This is a genomic window from Pseudomonas sp. TH21 (assembly GCF_016651025.1).
GTDB lineage: Bacteria > Pseudomonadota > Gammaproteobacteria > Pseudomonadales > Pseudomonadaceae > Aquipseudomonas > Aquipseudomonas aylmerensis.
Map to the genome: position 1 here is coordinate 5,656,004 of NZ_JAEKEQ010000001.1, position 16,677 is coordinate 5,672,680.

The 16,677-nt window shown below is 60.1% G+C and carries 11 protein-coding genes; 5 read left to right on the forward strand and 6 right to left on the reverse strand.

Annotated elements, in window-relative coordinates:
• Nucleotides 1-20: 20 nt before the first annotated feature.
• From pgi to JFU04_RS25085, 5 genes are all read left to right on the forward strand, one after another.
• On the forward strand, nucleotides 21-1,685 hold the full coding sequence (gene pgi, locus JFU04_RS25065) for a glucose-6-phosphate isomerase (RefSeq protein WP_065910282.1): 1,665 nt from the start codon (nucleotides 21-23) through the stop codon (nucleotides 1,683-1,685).
• A 164-nt stretch (nucleotides 1,686-1,849) separates the two neighbouring features.
• Nucleotides 1,850-3,787 (forward strand): acetate--CoA ligase, encoded by a 1,938-nt coding sequence (gene acs, locus JFU04_RS25070; RefSeq protein ID WP_201145887.1) that lies wholly within the window; start codon nucleotides 1,850-1,852, stop codon nucleotides 3,785-3,787.
• A gap of 6 nt (nucleotides 3,788-3,793) precedes the next feature.
• On the forward strand, nucleotides 3,794-4,663 hold the full coding sequence (locus tag JFU04_RS25075) for an oxygenase MpaB family protein (RefSeq protein ID WP_201145888.1): 870 nt from the start codon (nucleotides 3,794-3,796) through the stop codon (nucleotides 4,661-4,663).
• 57 nt (nucleotides 4,664-4,720) lie between these two features.
• A complete protein-coding gene (locus JFU04_RS25080) occupies nucleotides 4,721-5,737 on the forward strand; it encodes a class I SAM-dependent rRNA methyltransferase (protein ID WP_201145889.1) in 1,017 nt (338 codons plus the stop codon).
• Between the two features lie 87 nt (nucleotides 5,738-5,824).
• Nucleotides 5,825-8,755 carry a DUF748 domain-containing protein gene (locus tag JFU04_RS25085; protein WP_201145890.1) on the forward strand — a complete coding sequence of 977 codons (2,931 nt, stop codon included), beginning with the start codon at nucleotides 5,825-5,827 and terminating at the stop codon, nucleotides 8,753-8,755.
• A 248-nt stretch (nucleotides 8,756-9,003) separates the two neighbouring features.
• On the opposite strand, the gene JFU04_RS25090 is transcribed toward JFU04_RS25085, so the two are convergent.
• The 6 genes from JFU04_RS25090 to infB all read right to left on the reverse strand — a co-directional run bounded on the left by JFU04_RS25090 (nucleotide 9,004) and on the right by infB (nucleotide 16,651).
• Entirely contained in the window at nucleotides 9,004-9,624 is a 621-nt protein-coding gene (locus JFU04_RS25090; protein ID WP_065910272.1) for a BON domain-containing protein, read from the reverse strand.
• A gap of 296 nt (nucleotides 9,625-9,920) precedes the next feature.
• Nucleotides 9,921-12,026 (reverse strand): polyribonucleotide nucleotidyltransferase, encoded by a 2,106-nt coding sequence (gene pnp, locus JFU04_RS25095; protein ID WP_201145891.1) that lies wholly within the window; start codon nucleotides 12,024-12,026, stop codon nucleotides 9,921-9,923.
• A gap of 194 nt (nucleotides 12,027-12,220) precedes the next feature.
• Nucleotides 12,221-12,490 (reverse strand): 30S ribosomal protein S15, encoded by a 270-nt coding sequence (gene rpsO / locus JFU04_RS25100; RefSeq protein WP_003176135.1) that lies wholly within the window; start codon nucleotides 12,488-12,490, stop codon nucleotides 12,221-12,223.
• A gap of 159 nt (nucleotides 12,491-12,649) precedes the next feature.
• Nucleotides 12,650-13,567, reverse strand: a complete 918-nt coding sequence (truB, locus tag JFU04_RS25105; protein WP_034117853.1) for a tRNA pseudouridine(55) synthase TruB — start codon at nucleotides 13,565-13,567, stop codon at nucleotides 12,650-12,652.
• Nucleotides 13,568-13,570: 3 nt separating this feature from the next.
• Nucleotides 13,571-13,966, reverse strand: coding sequence for a 30S ribosome-binding factor RbfA (gene rbfA, locus JFU04_RS25110; RefSeq protein ID WP_016973761.1), 396 nt, complete (start codon nucleotides 13,964-13,966; stop codon nucleotides 13,571-13,573).
• A 159-nt stretch (nucleotides 13,967-14,125) separates the two neighbouring features.
• Nucleotides 14,126-16,651, reverse strand: a complete 2,526-nt coding sequence (gene infB, locus JFU04_RS25115) for a translation initiation factor IF-2 (protein ID WP_025857113.1) — start codon at nucleotides 16,649-16,651, stop codon at nucleotides 14,126-14,128.
• Nucleotides 16,652-16,677: the final 26 nt, after the last annotated feature.

Consider the following 16,677-nt stretch of genomic DNA (forward strand, 5'->3'; position numbering starts at 1 on the left):
ATAAAAGGAAACCCGCAGCGATGGCGTACTACCGCACTCCTCATGACGTTACCGCTCTGCCCGCCTGGCAAGCGCTCAATCAACATCGCCAAGCCATGCAGGATTTCAGCATGCGCGAAGCGTTCACTGCCGATCCCCAGCGTTTTTCCCAGTTCACCTTGAGCAGCTGCGGACTTTTCCTCGATTACTCGAAAAACCTGATCACCAGCGAAACCCGCGACCTGCTGGTGGGCCTGGCCAAGGAAGTGAATCTCAAAGGCGCGATCGACGCCCTGTACGCCGGCGAGCCAGTCAACTCCTCCGAAGGCCGCCCGGCCCTGCACACCGCACTGCGCCGCCCGGTGGGCGACAAGCTGTCGGTCAACGGCGTGAACATCATGCCGGACGTGCACAAGGTGCTGAACCAGATCACTGACCTGGTCGGCCGCATCCACGACGGCCTGTGGCGTGGCTACACCGAGAAACCGATCACCGACGTGGTGAACATCGGTATCGGTGGCTCGTTCCTCGGCCCGGAGCTGGTCTCCGAAGCGCTGTTGTCCTACGCCCATAAAGGCGTGCGCTGCCACTACCTGGCGAATATCGACGGCAGTGAGTTCCACGAACTGACCATGAAGCTGCGCGCCGAGACCACGCTGTTTATCGTCTCGTCGAAGTCCTTCAACACCCTCGAAACCCTGAAGAATGCCCAGGCCGCCCGCGCCTGGTACCTGGCCCAGGGTGGCTCGGAAGCCGAGCTGTATCGCCATTTCATCGCCGTATCGAGCAACAACGCGGCAGCGGTGGCCTTCGGTATTCGCGAAGAAAACATCTTCCCGATGTGGGACTGGGTCGGCGGTCGTTACTCGCTGTGGTCGGCCATCGGCCTGCCCATCGCCCTGGCCATCGGCATGTCCAACTTCAAGGAGCTGCTGTCCGGTGCCTACACCATGGACCAGCACTTCCAGAATGCCCCGTTCGAGTCGAACATGCCGGTGCTGCTGGGCCTGCTGGGCGTGTGGTACGGCAACTTCTGGGGCGCGCAGAGCCATGCGATCCTGCCGTACGACCACTACCTGCGTAACATCACCAAGCATTTGCAACAGCTGGACATGGAATCCAACGGCAAGAGCGTGCGCCAGGATGGCACGCCGGTGTCCACCGATACCGGCCCGGTGATCTGGGGCGGCGTCGGCTGCAACGGTCAGCACGCGTACCACCAGTTGCTGCACCAGGGGACCCAACTGATCCCGGCTGACTTCATCGTGCCGATTGTCAGCTTCAACCCGGTGTCCGATCACCATCAGTGGCTGTACGCCAACTGCCTGTCCCAAAGCCAGGCGCTGATGCTCGGCAAGACCCGCAGCGAAGCCGAAGCCGAACTGCGCGACAAAGGCCTGCCGGAAGCCGAAGTGCAGAAGCTGGCGCCGCACAAGGTGATCCCGGGCAACCGTCCGAGCAACACCCTTGTGGTCGAACGGATCAGCCCGCGCCGCTTGGGCGCGCTGGTGGCGATGTATGAGCACAAGGTGTTCGTGCAGAGCGTGATCTGGGGCATCAACGCCTTCGACCAATGGGGCGTGGAGCTGGGCAAGGAGCTGGGCAAGGGCGTCTACAACCGCCTGACCGGCGCCGAAGAAACCTCCGCCGAGGATGCTTCGACCCAGGGCCTGATCAACTACTTCCGCGGTCGTCACCGCGGTTAAAGGGATCGGCACTACACTTACGGTCTGAACCTGCGGGAGCACACCCTGTTTAGGAGCGGGCTTGCCAGCGATGGCGATCTTCAGGACGCCATCGCCGGCAGGCCAGCGCCTACGAGGGTCGCACGGCTCCCCTCTTGTCGCTAAAACAAGAATAAGGACCGCTCATGTTCGACCTCAGCCAATTCCCCACCGCCGATGCCGTCCGCCGGGCTGCGCAACTCAGTCAAGAGGACTATCAGCGCCTCTATCGCCAATCCATCGACCAGCCGGATACTTTCTGGGCTGAACAGGCCATGGCCTTTCTCGACTGGATAACTCCGTGGCACACCGTCCAGCAGTCGGACATCCACACCGGCGCCGCCCAGTGGTTCGCCGGCGGCACACTGAACGTCAGCTACAACTGTATCGACCGTCACCTGGCGCAACGCGCCGATCAGGCGGCCTTCATCTGGGAAGGCGATGATCCGACAAACGCTTCCAAAATCACCTACCGCCAACTGCACCAAAACGTCTGTCGCCTCGCCAACGTGCTGAAAAGCCGTGGCGTGAAGAAAGGTGACCGGGTGTGTATCTACATGCCGATGATCCCGGAGGCGGCCTACGCCATGCTCGCCTGCACGCGCATTGGTGCAGTGCACTCGGTGGTGTTTGGGGGTTTCTCGCCGGATGCCTTGCGCGACCGCATCCTCGATGCCGACTGCCGCACCGTGATCACCGCCGATGAAGGCGTGCGCGGCGGCAAGCCGGTGGCATTGAAACAGAATGTCGACAAGGCCCTGGCCAGTTGCCCGGACGTCAGTACGGTGCTGGTGGTCGAGCGCACCGGCGCCGCTGTGAACTGGAGCGAAGGCCGCGACCTGAAGTATCGGCAATCCCTGGAAGCCGCAAGCGACGACTGCCAACCCGAGCCCATGGACGCCGAAGACCCGCTGTTCATCCTCTACACCTCCGGCAGCACCGGCAAGCCCAAGGGCGTGCTGCACACTACCGGCGGCTACCTGCTGCAGGCGGCGATGACCTTCAAGTACGTGCTCGATTACCGCGACGGCGAGGTGTTCTGGTGCACCGCCGATGTCGGCTGGGTCACCGGCCACAGCTATATCGTGTATGGCCCGCTGGCCAATGGCGCCACCTCGCTGATGTTCGAGGGCGTACCGAGCTACCCGGACAGCTCGCGCTTCTGGCAGGTGATCGACAAGCACCAGGTCAATATCTTCTACACGGCGCCCACCGCCCTGCGCGCCTTGATGCGTGAAGGCCATGGCCCTTTGCAGAGCACCTCCCGCGCCAGCCTGCGCCTGCTGGGCAGTGTCGGGGAGCCGATCAACCCGGAGGCGTGGGACTGGTATTTCAACGCGGTCGGCGAACAGCGCTGCCCGATTGTCGATACCTGGTGGCAGACCGAAACCGGCGGCATCATGCTCAGCCCGCTGGTCAGCGCCCGGCGGATCAAGCCGGGTTGTGCGACCCAGCCGATGTTTGGCGTACAGCCCGTGCTGCTGGATGAGCACGGCAAGGTGATCAGCGGCGCCGGCAGCGGCGTGCTGGCGATCAAGGCCAGTTGGCCGGGGCAGATCCGCAGTGTGTATGGCGATCCGCAGCGCATGATCGACACCTACTTCAAACCCTACCCCGGCTACTACTTCACCGGTGACGGCGCCCGGCGCGACGAAGACGGCGACTACTGGATCACCGGGCGCATCGACGATGTGATCAACGTATCCGGCCACCGTATCGGCACCGCCGAAGTGGAGAGCGCCCTGGTGCTGCATGACCAGGTGGCCGAAGCGGCCGTCGTCGGCTACCCCCATGACGTCAAGGGCCAGGGCATTTATGCCTTCGTCACCCCGATGAATGGCGTCGAGCCCGATGACACATTGAAAAAGCACCTGCTGGAGCTGGTCAGCAAGGAAATTGGCAGCTTTGCCAAGCCGGAACTGATCCAATGGGCGCCCGCTTTGCCGAAGACTCGCTCGGGCAAGATCATGCGCAGGATCCTGCGCAAGATCGCCTGTAACGAACTCGACAGCCTCGGTGATACTTCCACCCTGGCCGATCCGAGTGTGGTCGACGGCCTGATCGACAAACGCCTGAACCGATAGGACACCATGGAATTTCTGCGCAGCCGTATCGAAACCCAGTTGATGAGCCTGACGGGCTTGTCACTGGGCCAGCTGGACCTGGAAAACCCCAAGGGCGACCCAGGCCTGTTCGGGCCGGACTCGGTCAGTTGGCAGGTGCATGGCGACTTCAGCAGCATGCTGATCGGCGGTATCAGCGCCTTGATGCTGCAAGCCTTGCACCCGCTGGCCCTGGCGGGCGTCTGGGACCACTCGAACTTCCGCCAGGACATGCTCGGGCGGCTGCGACGGACTTCGCAGTTCATCTCCGGGACCACCTTCGGCTCGCGCAAGGATGCCGAATGGCTGATCGAAAAAGTCCGCACCATTCACCTGCAGGTGGTCGGCCATGCGCCGGACGGGCGACCTTATGCCGCCAGCGATCCGGAGCTGCTGACCTGGGTGCACGTGGCCGAGGTGAGCAATTTCCTCGCGGCCCACCTGCGCTATCGCAACCCGCGCCTGTCAGGCCGGGATCAGGACCGTTACTACAGCGAGATTGCCTTGGTCGCCGAGCGACTGGGCGCGCGGCATGTGCCTCGCTCGCGGCAGGAAGTGGCGGATTACATGGCGCGTATTCGTCCTCAACTGCTGTGCGACGAGCGCAGCCATGAAGTGCTGCGCCTGCTGCTCAATGCGCCTGCGCCCAGTCACCTGGCCAAGCCTTTCGGTGCCTTGATGATGCAGGCCGGCATTGATCTGCTGCCGGATTGGGCAAGCGCCATGCTCGACCAACAGCAGAGCCCGCTGCAGCGCCAGATGATCCGCGCCGGGGTCAAGCGCAGTGCGCCGTTGCTGCGTTGGGCGATGCGCAATGGTTCGGTGCAACGCGCCCATCGGCGGATGGGGTTGATGTAGGCCGTGGCGCATAACTGTTAAACTCCGCGCCCTCATTTCCCCAGCAAGGCGCGCTCCATGTCTTCCTTGAATCAGGCGCTGCGCGCCGCCCTCGATCAACGCCAAGACCTGATCAACGAGCTGCATGCCCAAGGCACCGATTGCTATCGGTTGTTCCATGGCAGCCAGGAAGGCGCCGGCGGCCTGACCGTCGACCGCTACGGCCCGCAACTGCTGGTGCAGAGCTTCCACCAGAGCCTGGAAACCAGCGACCTGCTGGCGTTGCATCAACAGATCAACCAGCACTTGGGCCTGGAACTGCTGCTGGTGTACAACGACCGCTCCCGTGGCAACTCGCGAATCGACCGCGAAGACACGGTGTACCGCGCCGAACCCGCTGCGCTGGAAGACATGATCGGCCACGAGTGGGGTCTCAATTACCGCGTGCGCGGGCGGCATGCCGGGCAGGACCCGTTGCTGTTCCTCGACCTGCGCAACACCCGTGGCTGGGTCAAGGCGCACAGCGCGGGCAAAAGCGTGCTGAACCTGTTTGCCTACACCTGTGGCGTCGGTTTGAGTGCCGCAGCCGGCGGCGCCCGCGAGGTGTGCAACCTGGACTTCGCCGAAGGCAATCTGGCGGTCGGCCGTGAGAACGGCCTGCTCAACCCGCAATTGCCGACCATGGAGTTTGTGCAGTCGGATTATTTCCCCGCGATTCGCCAGTTGGCCGGCTTGCAGATTACCCAACGTCGTGGGCAGAAGCTGCCGAGTTACCCGCGCCTGGAGCCACGTCAATATGATCTGGTATTGCTCGACCCACCGGCCTGGGCCAAGAGCGCATTCGGCACTGTCGACCTGCTGCGCGACTACCAGAGCCTGCTCAAGCCGGCGCTGCTCGCCACCGCCGACAACGGCGTGCTGATCTGCTGCAACAACCTCGCAAAAGTCAGCATGGACGACTGGCGCGACCAGGTGCTGCGCTGCGCCGAGAAAGCCGGGCGGCCGGTACGCGACTGGCAGATCATGACACCTGGCGCGGACTTTCCCTCGCAAGACCAACAGCCGCCGTTGAAGACCCTGATCCTGCAGCTGTAGTACTTTTCCCAAGAAGCCGCGTACTTCGGAACCGAAATCCCGTGCCATACTCCAAGGCACTCTTGTTCGACATAGATGGCGTCACCCATGCCCAAAGGATTGATTCGCGCCGCTGGCGCCCTGTTGACCGCCCTTGCCCTGTACAGCTTGCTGGGCTTTCTGATTCTGCCGGGCATCGCCCTTCGCATTGCCAACCAACAACTGGCCCATTACGCCACGGTGCCGGCCCGGATCGAGCGCATCGAGCTCAACCCGTTCAGCCTGGAAGTGACGGCATGGGGCCTGAAAATCGGCGAGCCGGGCAAGGAGCAAGTGGGTTTCGAGCGTCTCTACGCCAACCTGCAGATCGACAGCCTGTGGACTCGCGCGCTGCACCTGGCCGATGTGCAATTGGACAAGCCCAAGACCGAACTGCTGTTCGACAAGTCCGGCCAGTTGAACCTGGCGCAGCTGTTCAAGCTGCCGCCCAGCGAGCCTAGCCCGGCCGATCCCAATGCCAAGCCGTTTCCATTGCGTATCGACAGCATCAAGCTGGCGGGCGGCTATGTGCACTTTCAGGACCTGCGCCCCAGCGAACCTATCGAATTTCTCTATGACACGCTCGACTTTGAACTGAAGAACCTCAGCACCTTGCCCGAAGACAACGCCGACATGACCTTGGTGGCCGCCGGCCCTGAAGGCGGGCGGATCGACTGGAAAGGCAATTTCAGCCTGGTGCCGATCATTTCCGAAGGGACCCTGAAGGTTACCGACGGCAAGATGAAAGCCTGGTGGCCTTATGTGCGCGACGCCTTGCCACTGGTGCTCGAGGACGGCGTACTCAACTTCAGTACCGACTACCGATTCAGCCTGGCCAAAGAGACCGAGCTGAACCTGACCAACACCGCAGCGAGCGTCGCGCCGTTTGCCATCAACGCGCCGGATGGTCGCCCGCTGGTGCGCCTGGAGCGCCTGGACGTCAGTGAGACCACGGTTGACCTGGCCAAGCAGCAGGTCGTCATCGGCAAGATCCGCAGCAACAAACTGGAAACCTGGGCCGCCCGTGAAGCCGACGGCCAACTTGACTGGCAGAAACTGTTCGCCAGCCAACCGAGCAAACCGGCCAAGGCGCCGGAACCTGCCACGGCGCCGGCCACCGCTGACTCACCGAAACCCGAACCCGCCGCACCGAGCAAACCCTGGCAAGTGCTGCTCAAGGATGTGCAACTGCGCAACTATCAAGTGCACCTGGCCGACCGCCAGGTCAAACCCGCTGTTGCGCTTGAACTGGGCCCGTTGAACGTCGACATGCAGAACTTCGACAGCCTCAACCAGAGCCCCTTCACCTTGAAGGTCGACTCCGGCCTGGGCAAGCAGGGCAAGATCCAGGCAACCGGCGAGGTCAACCTCAACCCGATCAGCGCCAAGCTGAAAGTGAATACCCAGGACATCGACCTTCGGGTGGCGCAGTCCTATATCAGCCCGTTTATTCGCCTGGAACTGCGTAGCGGCATGCTCGGCAGCAATCTGGACGTCAACCTCAAGAGCGCCGATCCGCTGAAGCTCCAGGTAACGGGCCGGGCGCAAGTCGACCAGTTGCACACCCTCGACACCCTGAAGACCCGCGACTTCGTGAAGTGGCAGCGCCTGGTGCTGGAAGGCGTGAACTACCAGCATGGTGAGAGCCTGTCGATTGACAAGGTCAACCTGCTGCAACCGTATGCACGGTTCATGATCAACGATGACCGCACCACCAACGTGGATGACCTGCTGATTCCACAGCCGGCCAACAGTGGTGCCAAGTCAGCGGCAAAACCGGCCAGCAAAGACAAACCCCTGGGCATTCATGTCGGGCAAATCGCGATCAACGACGGCTCGGCCAACTTCGCCGACTTCAGCCTCACGCCGAACTTCGCCACGGCGATTCAACAACTCAACGGGCAGATCGGCACCATCGACAGCCGCCAGGCCAAACCGGCCAGCGTCGACATCAAGGGCAAGGTCGACCGTTACGCTCCCGTCACCATCAAAGGCAGCGTGAACCCGTTTGATCCGATGGCGGCGCTGGATATCGCCACCAGCTTCAAACGTGTCGAGCTGACCACCCTGACGCCTTACTCGGGCAAGTTCGCCGGTTTCCGTATCCGCAAGGGCCGTCTCAACCTCGACTTGCACTACGTGATCACCAAAGGCCAACTGAAGGCCGAAAACAAGGTGGTGGTCGAGCAACTGCAGTTGGGTGAGAAAGTCGACAGCGCCGATGCCGTGGACCTGCCGATTCGCCTGGCCATCGCGTTGCTCAAGGACAGCGACGGCAAGATCTCGATCGAACTGCCGGTCACCGGCGACTTGAACAACCCGCAATTCAGCGTGATGCCGATCGTCTGGCAGACCCTGCGAAACCTAGTGGTACGCGCGGCGACGGCGCCGTTCAAATTCATCGGCGGGCTGATCACCGGGGGAGGCTCGGAGGACCTGGGTAATGTGTCCTTCGCCGCCGGCTCCAGCGAATTGAGCAAAGACGCCGAAGGTGCACTGAATACACTGGCCAAGGCACTCAAGGAACGCCCTACCCTGCGCCTGGAAATCGAAGGCACGGCCGCGGCCAGCAGCGACGGCCCGTTCCTTGCCTCCCAGCGCCTGGAGCGTGAATACCAATACAACTACTACAAGATGCTCCAGCGCCGCGGCGACAAGGTCCCGGCCCAGGCATCGCTGTTGGTGGTTCCGGAAAGCGAGAAGGCCCCGCTGTTGGAAGGCATCTACCGCACGCGCCTGAAGCAGCAGCCGCCAGCCGAGTGGAAAGACCTCAGCCGCGACGACCGCACGGCCAAGTTGAAAGACGGTGTAATCAAGTTCTGGAGCAGCAGTGATGTGCTGCTGCGCCAGCTCGGCCAGGATCGCGCCAGTACCATCAAGGATTACCTGGTGGATAAAGGGCAGTTGGAAGATGACCGGGTGTACTTCATCGATGCCAACCTGGGCCAAGCTGAGAAGGATGGCCGGGTGGTGACGCCAATGCACCTGGATGCCGAGTAGCCTGCGAAGGCGGTGCGTCAGTCACTATGGGCTGACACACCGAATTCGCGGGCAAGCCCGCTGCCACATTTGACCGCTGTCGCACTGGGCTTTTGTTTCGACCCAGAATAGAACAGGCCCCGACACGAATGCCGGGGCCTGTAATGACCACATCCTTGTGGCCGGTCGCATGAACTCGTGAGGTGCATTGAGTGGATATCTAGCTCACTCGTTGCCGCCTTCGCCTAGTTCAGACGAATGGGTAAGCGTTACTCTGCTTTCAGGCCATCGGCCGATACAGCTTTAACGCCTTTGATTTTCTTGGTGATGTTCACCGCGGTAGTTTTCTGTGCTTCAGTCACAGCGACCGAGGAGGACAGGGAAACTACACCCTTATTGGTTTCGACTTTGATGTCGGTACCAGGAATGCCTTTCTCGGTTACCAGGTCAGCTTTCACTTTGGTGGTGATCCAAGTGTCCGAGGTGGACTCTTTGGCACCTGCAGCTGCGCTTTTGGTTTTGTCGACGTTGTCTGCCTTGGTAGCGCCGCCAGCCAGCAGGCCATCAGCAGAAACTGCAGTCACGCCTTTGATTTTCTTGGTGATCGCTACAGCGGTCGCTTTTTGCGAATCCGAAATGGCTACGGTCGACGAGAGGGAAACCACACCTTTGTTGGTTTCAACCTTAATGTCCGAACCAGGAATACCTTTCTCGGTCAGCAGATCAGACTTAACTTTGGTGGTGATCCAAGTATCCGAAACGCTTTCTTTTGCCTTGGTGGCTTCACCCGCCGCCATGGTCATTGGAGCTTGGGAAGTCTGGGCAAAGGCCACGTTAGCACCCATGGCCAGGGTCAGAGCGGTAGCAGTAGCGAGAGCGAACTTCTTCATACGAGTAACTCCTGTTTTATTAAAAGTCTGCAGTGTGTGAACCTTGATGCTGCAGCGTTAACAGGGATATTGCAGACAGTGTGCCAAGTCTCAACATCCAAATAAATCCTTATAAAACAATACTTTACGAAAACACGCTTTTTTCGGAATCGTGCAACTTGCATGAACCTGACCGATGCTGCATGCAAGTTGCGGTTTTTTCGTTTTACTAAGCGCCTGATTTACCGGCATTTTCTCACGGACATAAAAAAAGGACCCCGAAGGGTCCTTTTTTCCAGCTTAAAGCCTGCGGGTATTTAAACGCCCGAAGCCTTGGCTGCTGCTACGTCCTTGATGGACAGCTTGATACGGCCGCGGTTGTCCACGTCCAGTACCAGCACTTCCACTTCCTGGCCTTCTTTCAGGATGTCGGTCACTTTCTCGACGCGAGCATCGCTCAGCATGGAGATGTGAACCAGACCGTCCTTGCCAGGCAGGATGTTGACGAATGCGCCGAAGTCGACGATGCGCTCAACCTTGCCGACGTAGATCTTGCCGATCTCGGCTTCAGCGGTGATGCCCAGAACGCGCTGACGTGCTGCTTCAGCCGCTTCCTTGGTTTCGCCAAAGATCTTGATCGAGCCGTCGTCTTCGATGTCGATCGAAGCCTTGGTCTCTTCGCAGATCGCACGGATGGTCGCGCCGCCTTTACCGATGACATCACGGATTTTGTCGGTGTCGATTTTCATCGCGATCATGGTCGGAGCATTTTCCGACAGCTCGGTACGCGACTGACCAATGATCTGGTTCATCTGGCCGAGGATGTTCAGGCGCGCTTCCAGGGCTTGGCCCAGAGCGATTTCCATGATCTCTTCGGTGATGCCCTTGATCTTGATGTCCATCTGCAGCGCGGTCACACCCTTAGCGGTACCGGCTACTTTGAAGTCCATGTCGCCCAGGTGGTCTTCGTCACCCAGGATGTCGGTCAGGATGGCGAACTTCTCGCCTTCTTTAACCAGGCCCATGGCGATACCGGCAACCGGTGCCTTCATCGGCACACCGGCGTCCATCAGTGCCAGGGAAGCACCGCACACGGAAGCCATCGAGCTGGAACCGTTGGACTCGGTGATTTCCGAGACAACACGGATGGTGTACGGGAACACGTCAGCAGCCGGCAGCATGGCCTGGACCGAACGACGGGCCAGACGGCCGTGACCGATTTCGCGGCGACCAGCGCCACCCATGCGACCACACTCGCCCACCGAGAACGGAGGGAAGTTGTAGTGCAGCATGAACGGGTCTTTTTTCTCGCCTTCCAGGGTGTCCAGCAGCTGTGCGTCACGGGCAGTACCCAGAGTCGCGACTACCAGGGCCTGGGTTTCACCACGGGTGAACAGGGCCGAACCGTGAGTCTTCGGCAGAACGCCGACTTCGATGTTCAGCGGACGCACGGTGCGAGTGTCGCGACCGTCGATACGTGGCTTGCCGTTTACGATGTTTTCGCGAACGGTGCGGTATTCGATTTCACCGAATGCAGCTTTGACGTCGCTGGCGGAAGGCTGGCCTTCTTCGCCGGACAGCTTGGCCACAACCTGATCCTTCAGCTCGCCCAGGCGAGCGTAACGGTCGGCCTTGACGGTGATGGTGTAGGCGTCGGAGATAGCAGCGCCGAACTCGGAGCGGATAGCACCCAGCAGTTCGGTGGCTTCCGGGGCAGCAGCCCAGGTCCAGGTTGGCTTGGCAGCTTCGGCAGCCAGCTCGGTGACAGCCTTGATGACAGCCTGGAATTCGTCGTGGGCGAACAGCACGGCGCCCAGCATCTGGTCTTCGGTCAGCTCTTTGGCTTCCGATTCAACCATCAGAACGGCTTCCGAGGTACCGGCAACGACCATGTCCAGGCTCGATGCTTTCAGTTGTTCGTAAGTCGGGTTCAGCAGGTAACCGGTGCTCTCGTGGAAAGCAACGCGGGCTGCGCCGATCGGACCATCGAAAGGAATACCGGAGATGGCCAGGGCAGCCGAAGTACCGATCATCGCAGCGATGTCCGGATCGGTTTTCTTGCTGGTGGAAACGACGGTGCAGACAACCTGCACTTCGTTCATGAAGCCTTCTGGGAACAGCGGACGGATCGGACGGTCGATCAGTCGGGAAGTCAGGGTTTCTTTCTCGGAAGGACGGCCTTCGCGCTTGAAGAAACCGCCAGGGATCTTACCGGCAGCGTAAGTCTTTTCCTGGTAGTGAACGGACAGAGGGAAGAAGCCCTTGCTCGGGTCAGCGGTCTTCGCGCCGACTACGGTCACCAGTACGGTGACGTCATCGTCAACGGTGACCAGCACTGCGCCGGAGGCTTGACGGGCGATACGGCCTGTCTCGATGGTAACGGTCGACTGACCGAACTGGAATTTTTTGATAACCGGGTTCACGGTGTCCTACCTTCTTTGTGGCTCTTGGGGAACTTGTCTTCTTGCGAAATTCTTGGGCAATGCCGGGAGTCGGCCCGACTGCTGTCCAGGGTAAAACGTGTGTCCAGATAAAACTTGAGGCTGGGAGCCTGCCATGGGCCAGCGGGAATCCCACTGACACACGGCAGACAACCAACCTCTAGCGCAATCGCTTATTAGCGACGCAGACCCAGGCGACCGATCAGAGCCTGATAACGACCCAGATCCTTGCCTTTCAGGTAGTCCAGCAGCTTACGGCGCTGGTTTACCATGCGGATCAGACCACGACGGGAGTGGTGATCTTTACCGTTGGCCTTGAAGTGACCTTGCAGCTTGTTGATGTTGTGGGTCAGCAGTGCAACTTGCACTTCTGGCGAACCAGTGTCACCAACAGCTTGCTGATAGTCAGCTACGATTTGTGCTTTTTCTTGAACGTCGAGAGCCATGAGGCAATCCTTTTTTCAGGAAACCACCCAAAGGGCAGTCTCAACAGGCCAGGGACAAATCCCTGTATCTAAAAATGAGTAGTGACCGTGCCTGTTAACAGCCACCCTCGTTCCAGTTTGCGTAAAATCTACTGCGCTTTTACCACAAACTGGTTCCGGTCATTCTGACCGAATCAGTCGACGCGGCGCGATGCGCCCGTCTTCGCTCACTTCACCGATACCGATAAAGCGACCGTTATGATCCTGTACTCGCACCATGCCGAACTTCGGGGCATCCGGGGCACGTACCGGCTGGCCGTTGAGCCAGTAGAACGCGCTGTGCTCCGAGAAGTGCAGCAATGGCCAATCCAGCAAACCGCTGTCCGATGGCATCAGGAAGCGATCCACCGCTTCATTGCCGCCTTCGGCGTGAACCGCTTCCAACTCTTCCAGCGTCACCGTCTGGGCCAGGCTGAAAGGTCCGGCCTGGGTACGTCGCAACTCTGCAACGTACGCGCCGCAACCGAGCTTTTCACCGATATCTTCCACCAGGGTACGGATATAGGTGCCTTTGCTGCAGTCCACGGCCAGGCGCGCAGTGTCACCTTCACAGGCGAGCAATTCCAAGCGCGCAATAGTAACAGAACGCGGTTCGCGCTCCACTACTTCGCCCGCACGTGCCAGCTTGTAAAGAGGCTGCCCATCGCGCTTGAGAGCCGAGTACATCGGCGGTATCTGACTGATTTCTCCACGAAAAGCGGGTAAAGCAGCCTCGATATCAGCACGACCAACGGTCACGTCGCGAACCTGCAGAACATCACCTTCGGCGTCAGCCGTGGTGGTGGTCTTGCCCAGTTGCATCAGGGTTTCATAACCCTTGTCGGAATCGAGCAGGTATTGCGAGAACTTGGTGGCCTCGCCAAAGCACAACGGTAATACACCGGTGGCCAGGGGATCGAGGCTGCCGGTATGCCCGGCCTTCTCGGCATTGAGCAGCCAGCGAACCTTCTGCAACGCAGCATTGGAGGTAAAGCCAATGGGTTTGTCGAGCAGAATGATGCCGCTGACATTGCGACGAATACGTTTGACCTGAGCCACCGCTTACTCCTTGGCGTCTTCAGGTGTGGACGGGTGCTGGCTGTCTTCAGCCACGGCGCGCTCGATGAGTGCCGACAAGTGCGCACCACGCACGACGCTTTCGTCGTAGTGGAAGTGCAACTGGGGCACGCTGCGCAGCTTCATCTCACGGGCCAACTGCATGCGCAGGAAACCTGCAGCCGAGTTGAGCACCTTGATGCTTTGCGCGATTTCTTCGCTGCTGTCCTGGCCCATCACGGTGATGAAAATCTTCGCGTGACCAACGTCACGGCTCACTTCAACAGCGGTGATGGTGACCAGGCCAACGCGGGGGTCTTTGACTTCGCGACGGATCAGTTGGGCCAGCTCACGCTGCATCTGATCGCCGATACGCTGGGTACGGCTGTATTCTTTTGCCATGTCTTGTTACCTGTTACTGCCACACGGTGAAACCCGTGGGGTCTGAAAGCGGCAAACGCCCGGCCTGACAAAAGCCAGACCGGGCGTTGCGTTTAGAGTCCGGACACTGCGCGGGGCATCTGCATGCCCACACGCCGTGTGGCTCCTGAAGTGCGCGAGTTAGAGGCTGCGAGCAACCTGAACCTTCTCGAAGACTTCGATCTTGTCGCCAACCTTGACGTCGTTGTAGCTCTTGACGCCGATACCGCATTCCATGCCGGCACGTACTTCAGAAGCGTCATCCTTGAAGCGGCGCAGGGATTCCAGCTCGCCTTCGAAGATAACGATGTCTTCACGCAGTACGCGGATTGGACGGTTACGGTACACGGTGCCTTCGACAACCATGCAGCCGGCGATCGCGCCGAATTTCGGCGAGCGGAACACGTCACGTACTTCGGCGATACCCAGGATGTTCTCCCGGACGTCACTGCCAAGCATGCCGGTAAGGGCCTTCTTGACGTCTTCGATGATGTCGTAGATGACGTTGTAGTAACGCATGTCCAGGCCTTCCTGCTCGACGATCTTGCGAGCGCCAGCATCGGCACGCACGTTGAAGCCGAACAGTACAGCGTTGGAAGCCAGTGCCAGGTTGGCGTCGGATTCGGTGATACCACCGACACCGCCACCGACAACGCGCACTTGCACTTCGTCGTTACCCAGGCCGTTCAGGGCGCCGTTCAACGCTTCGAGGGAACCACGGACGTCAGATTTGAGGACGATGTTAAGCGTCTTCTTCTCTTCCTGGCCCATGTTCTCGAAGATGTTTTCCAGCTTGCCAGCGTGAGCACGGGCCAGTTTGACTTCGCGGAACTTGCCTTGACGGAACAGAGCCACTTCACGGGCTTTCTTCTCGTCGGCAACCACGCTCATCTCGTCGCCAGCGTCCGGCGTACCGTCCAGGCCGAGGATCTCGACCGGGATAGCTGGACCTGCTTCCTTGATTGGCTTGCCGTTCTCGTCGAGCATGGCACGTACACGGCCGTAGTTCGAACCGACCAGCACCATGTCGCCTTGGCGCAGGGTACCGTCTTGAACCAGGACGGTCGCCACCGGGCCACGGCCCTTGTCGAGGCGGGACTCAACCACGACACCACGGCCAGGAGCCGATGGGGTAGCAGTCAGTTCCAGAACTTCGGCTTGCAGCAGAACGGCTTCGAGCAGTTCGTCAACGCCGGTACCCATCTTCGCAGAGACCGGTACGAATGGAGTGTCACCACCCCACTCTTCGGAAGTCACGCCGTGAACCGACAGTTCGCTACGGATGCGATCGAGATCAGCGCCCGGCTTGTCGATCTTGTTCACGGCAACCACCAGCGGCACGCCAGCCGCTTTCGCGTGCTGAACAGCTTCGATGGTTTGTGGCATCACGCCGTCGTCCGCTGCAACCACCAGGATCACGATGTCGGTCGCCTTGGCACCACGAGCACGCATTGCGGTAAACGCGGCGTGACCCGGGGTGTCGAGGAACGTCACCATGCCACGGTCGGTTTCAACGTGGTAAGCGCCGATGTGCTGGGTAATGCCGCCGGCTTCGCCTGCAGCTACCTTGGCACGACGGATGTAGTCGAGCAGGGATGTCTTACCGTGGTCAACGTGGCCCATTACGGTCACGACCGGCGCACGGGAAACAGCCTCGCCTTCAAACTTCAGGGACTCGGCCAGGGAATCTTCCAGGGCGGTGTCGCTGACCAGGGTCACTTTGTGGCCCAGCTCTTCAGCAACCAGTTGGGCAGTTTCCTGATCCAGTACCTGGTTGATGGTGGCCGGAGTACCCAGCTTGAACATGAACTTGATGATTTCAGCAGCCTTGACCGACATCTGCTGGGCCAGATCGCCCACAGTGATGGTCTCGCCGATCTTCACTTCACGCACGACAGGGCCGGTTGGGCTCTGGAAACCGTGGGCGTTGCGTTTTTTCAGCTTGGCCTTGCCGCGACCACCACGACGGAAGCCATCGCTTTCTTCGTCGGTAGTACGTGGGGCAACGCGTGGAGCAGGCGCTTTCTCTTTGACCGAGGCACGATGCGGAGCGTTTTTGCGCTCGCCATCACCGCCACCACCACGACGATTGTTATCGTCGGCACGTGGCTTGTCTGGACGACGCGGTTCGTCGCGCTTGCGGGCGTCAGCTGCAGGAGCAGGTGCGGCGGCAACCGGAGCGGCCTCACGCACAGCTTCTACCGGCGCGCTTGGCGCGGCGACTGCTTCAGTGGCAGCAGGTTGCGCAGCAGCAGGCTGGCGACGCGCTTCTTCTTCGGCGCGACGCTTGGCTTCTTCTTCAGCCTTCTGACGAGCAGCATTTTCTACTGCGCGACGTTCTTCCAGTTCGCGTTTGCGCTCGGCTTCGATTTCTTCCGGGCTGCGCTGTACGAAGACTTTCTTCTTGCGTACTTCAACGCTGATGCTCTTGCTACCAGCAACACGCAGTGTGCTGGTGGTTTTGCGCTGCAATGTAATCTTGCGCGGTTCTTCCACTTTCGCCTTGTGGCTGCTCTTCAAGTGAGTCAGCAAAGACTGCTTCTCACTATCGCTCACACCTTCATCGGCGGCGGTGTGCGGCAGACCTGCCTCACGCATCTGCTGCAACAGGCGCTCTACCGGTGTTTTGACCTCATCGGCCAGTTGTTTCACCGTGACTTGCGTCATGCACTTCTCTCCTCAGGCCGCGCCTA

Coding starts and splice junctions, on each gene's coding strand:
- rpsO (WP_003176135.1), bottom strand. CDS start 12,490: ATGGCTCTCGACGTTCAAGAAAAAGCACAAATCGTAGCTGACTATCAG.
- JFU04_RS25080 (WP_201145889.1), top strand. CDS start 4,721: ATGTCTTCCTTGAATCAGGCGCTGCGCGCCGCCCTCGATCAACGCCAA.
- JFU04_RS25090 (WP_065910272.1), bottom strand. CDS start 9,624: ATGAAGAAGTTCGCTCTCGCTACTGCTACCGCTCTGACCCTGGCCATG.
- pgi (WP_065910282.1), top strand. CDS start 21: ATGGCGTACTACCGCACTCCTCATGACGTTACCGCTCTGCCCGCCTGG.
- acs (WP_201145887.1), top strand. CDS start 1,850: ATGTTCGACCTCAGCCAATTCCCCACCGCCGATGCCGTCCGCCGGGCT.
- JFU04_RS25085 (WP_201145890.1), top strand. CDS start 5,825: ATGCCCAAAGGATTGATTCGCGCCGCTGGCGCCCTGTTGACCGCCCTT.
- rbfA (WP_016973761.1), bottom strand. CDS start 13,966: ATGGCAAAAGAATACAGCCGTACCCAGCGTATCGGCGATCAGATGCAG.
- JFU04_RS25075 (WP_201145888.1), top strand. CDS start 3,794: ATGGAATTTCTGCGCAGCCGTATCGAAACCCAGTTGATGAGCCTGACG.
- infB (WP_025857113.1), bottom strand. CDS start 16,651: ATGACGCAAGTCACGGTGAAACAACTGGCCGATGAGGTCAAAACACCG.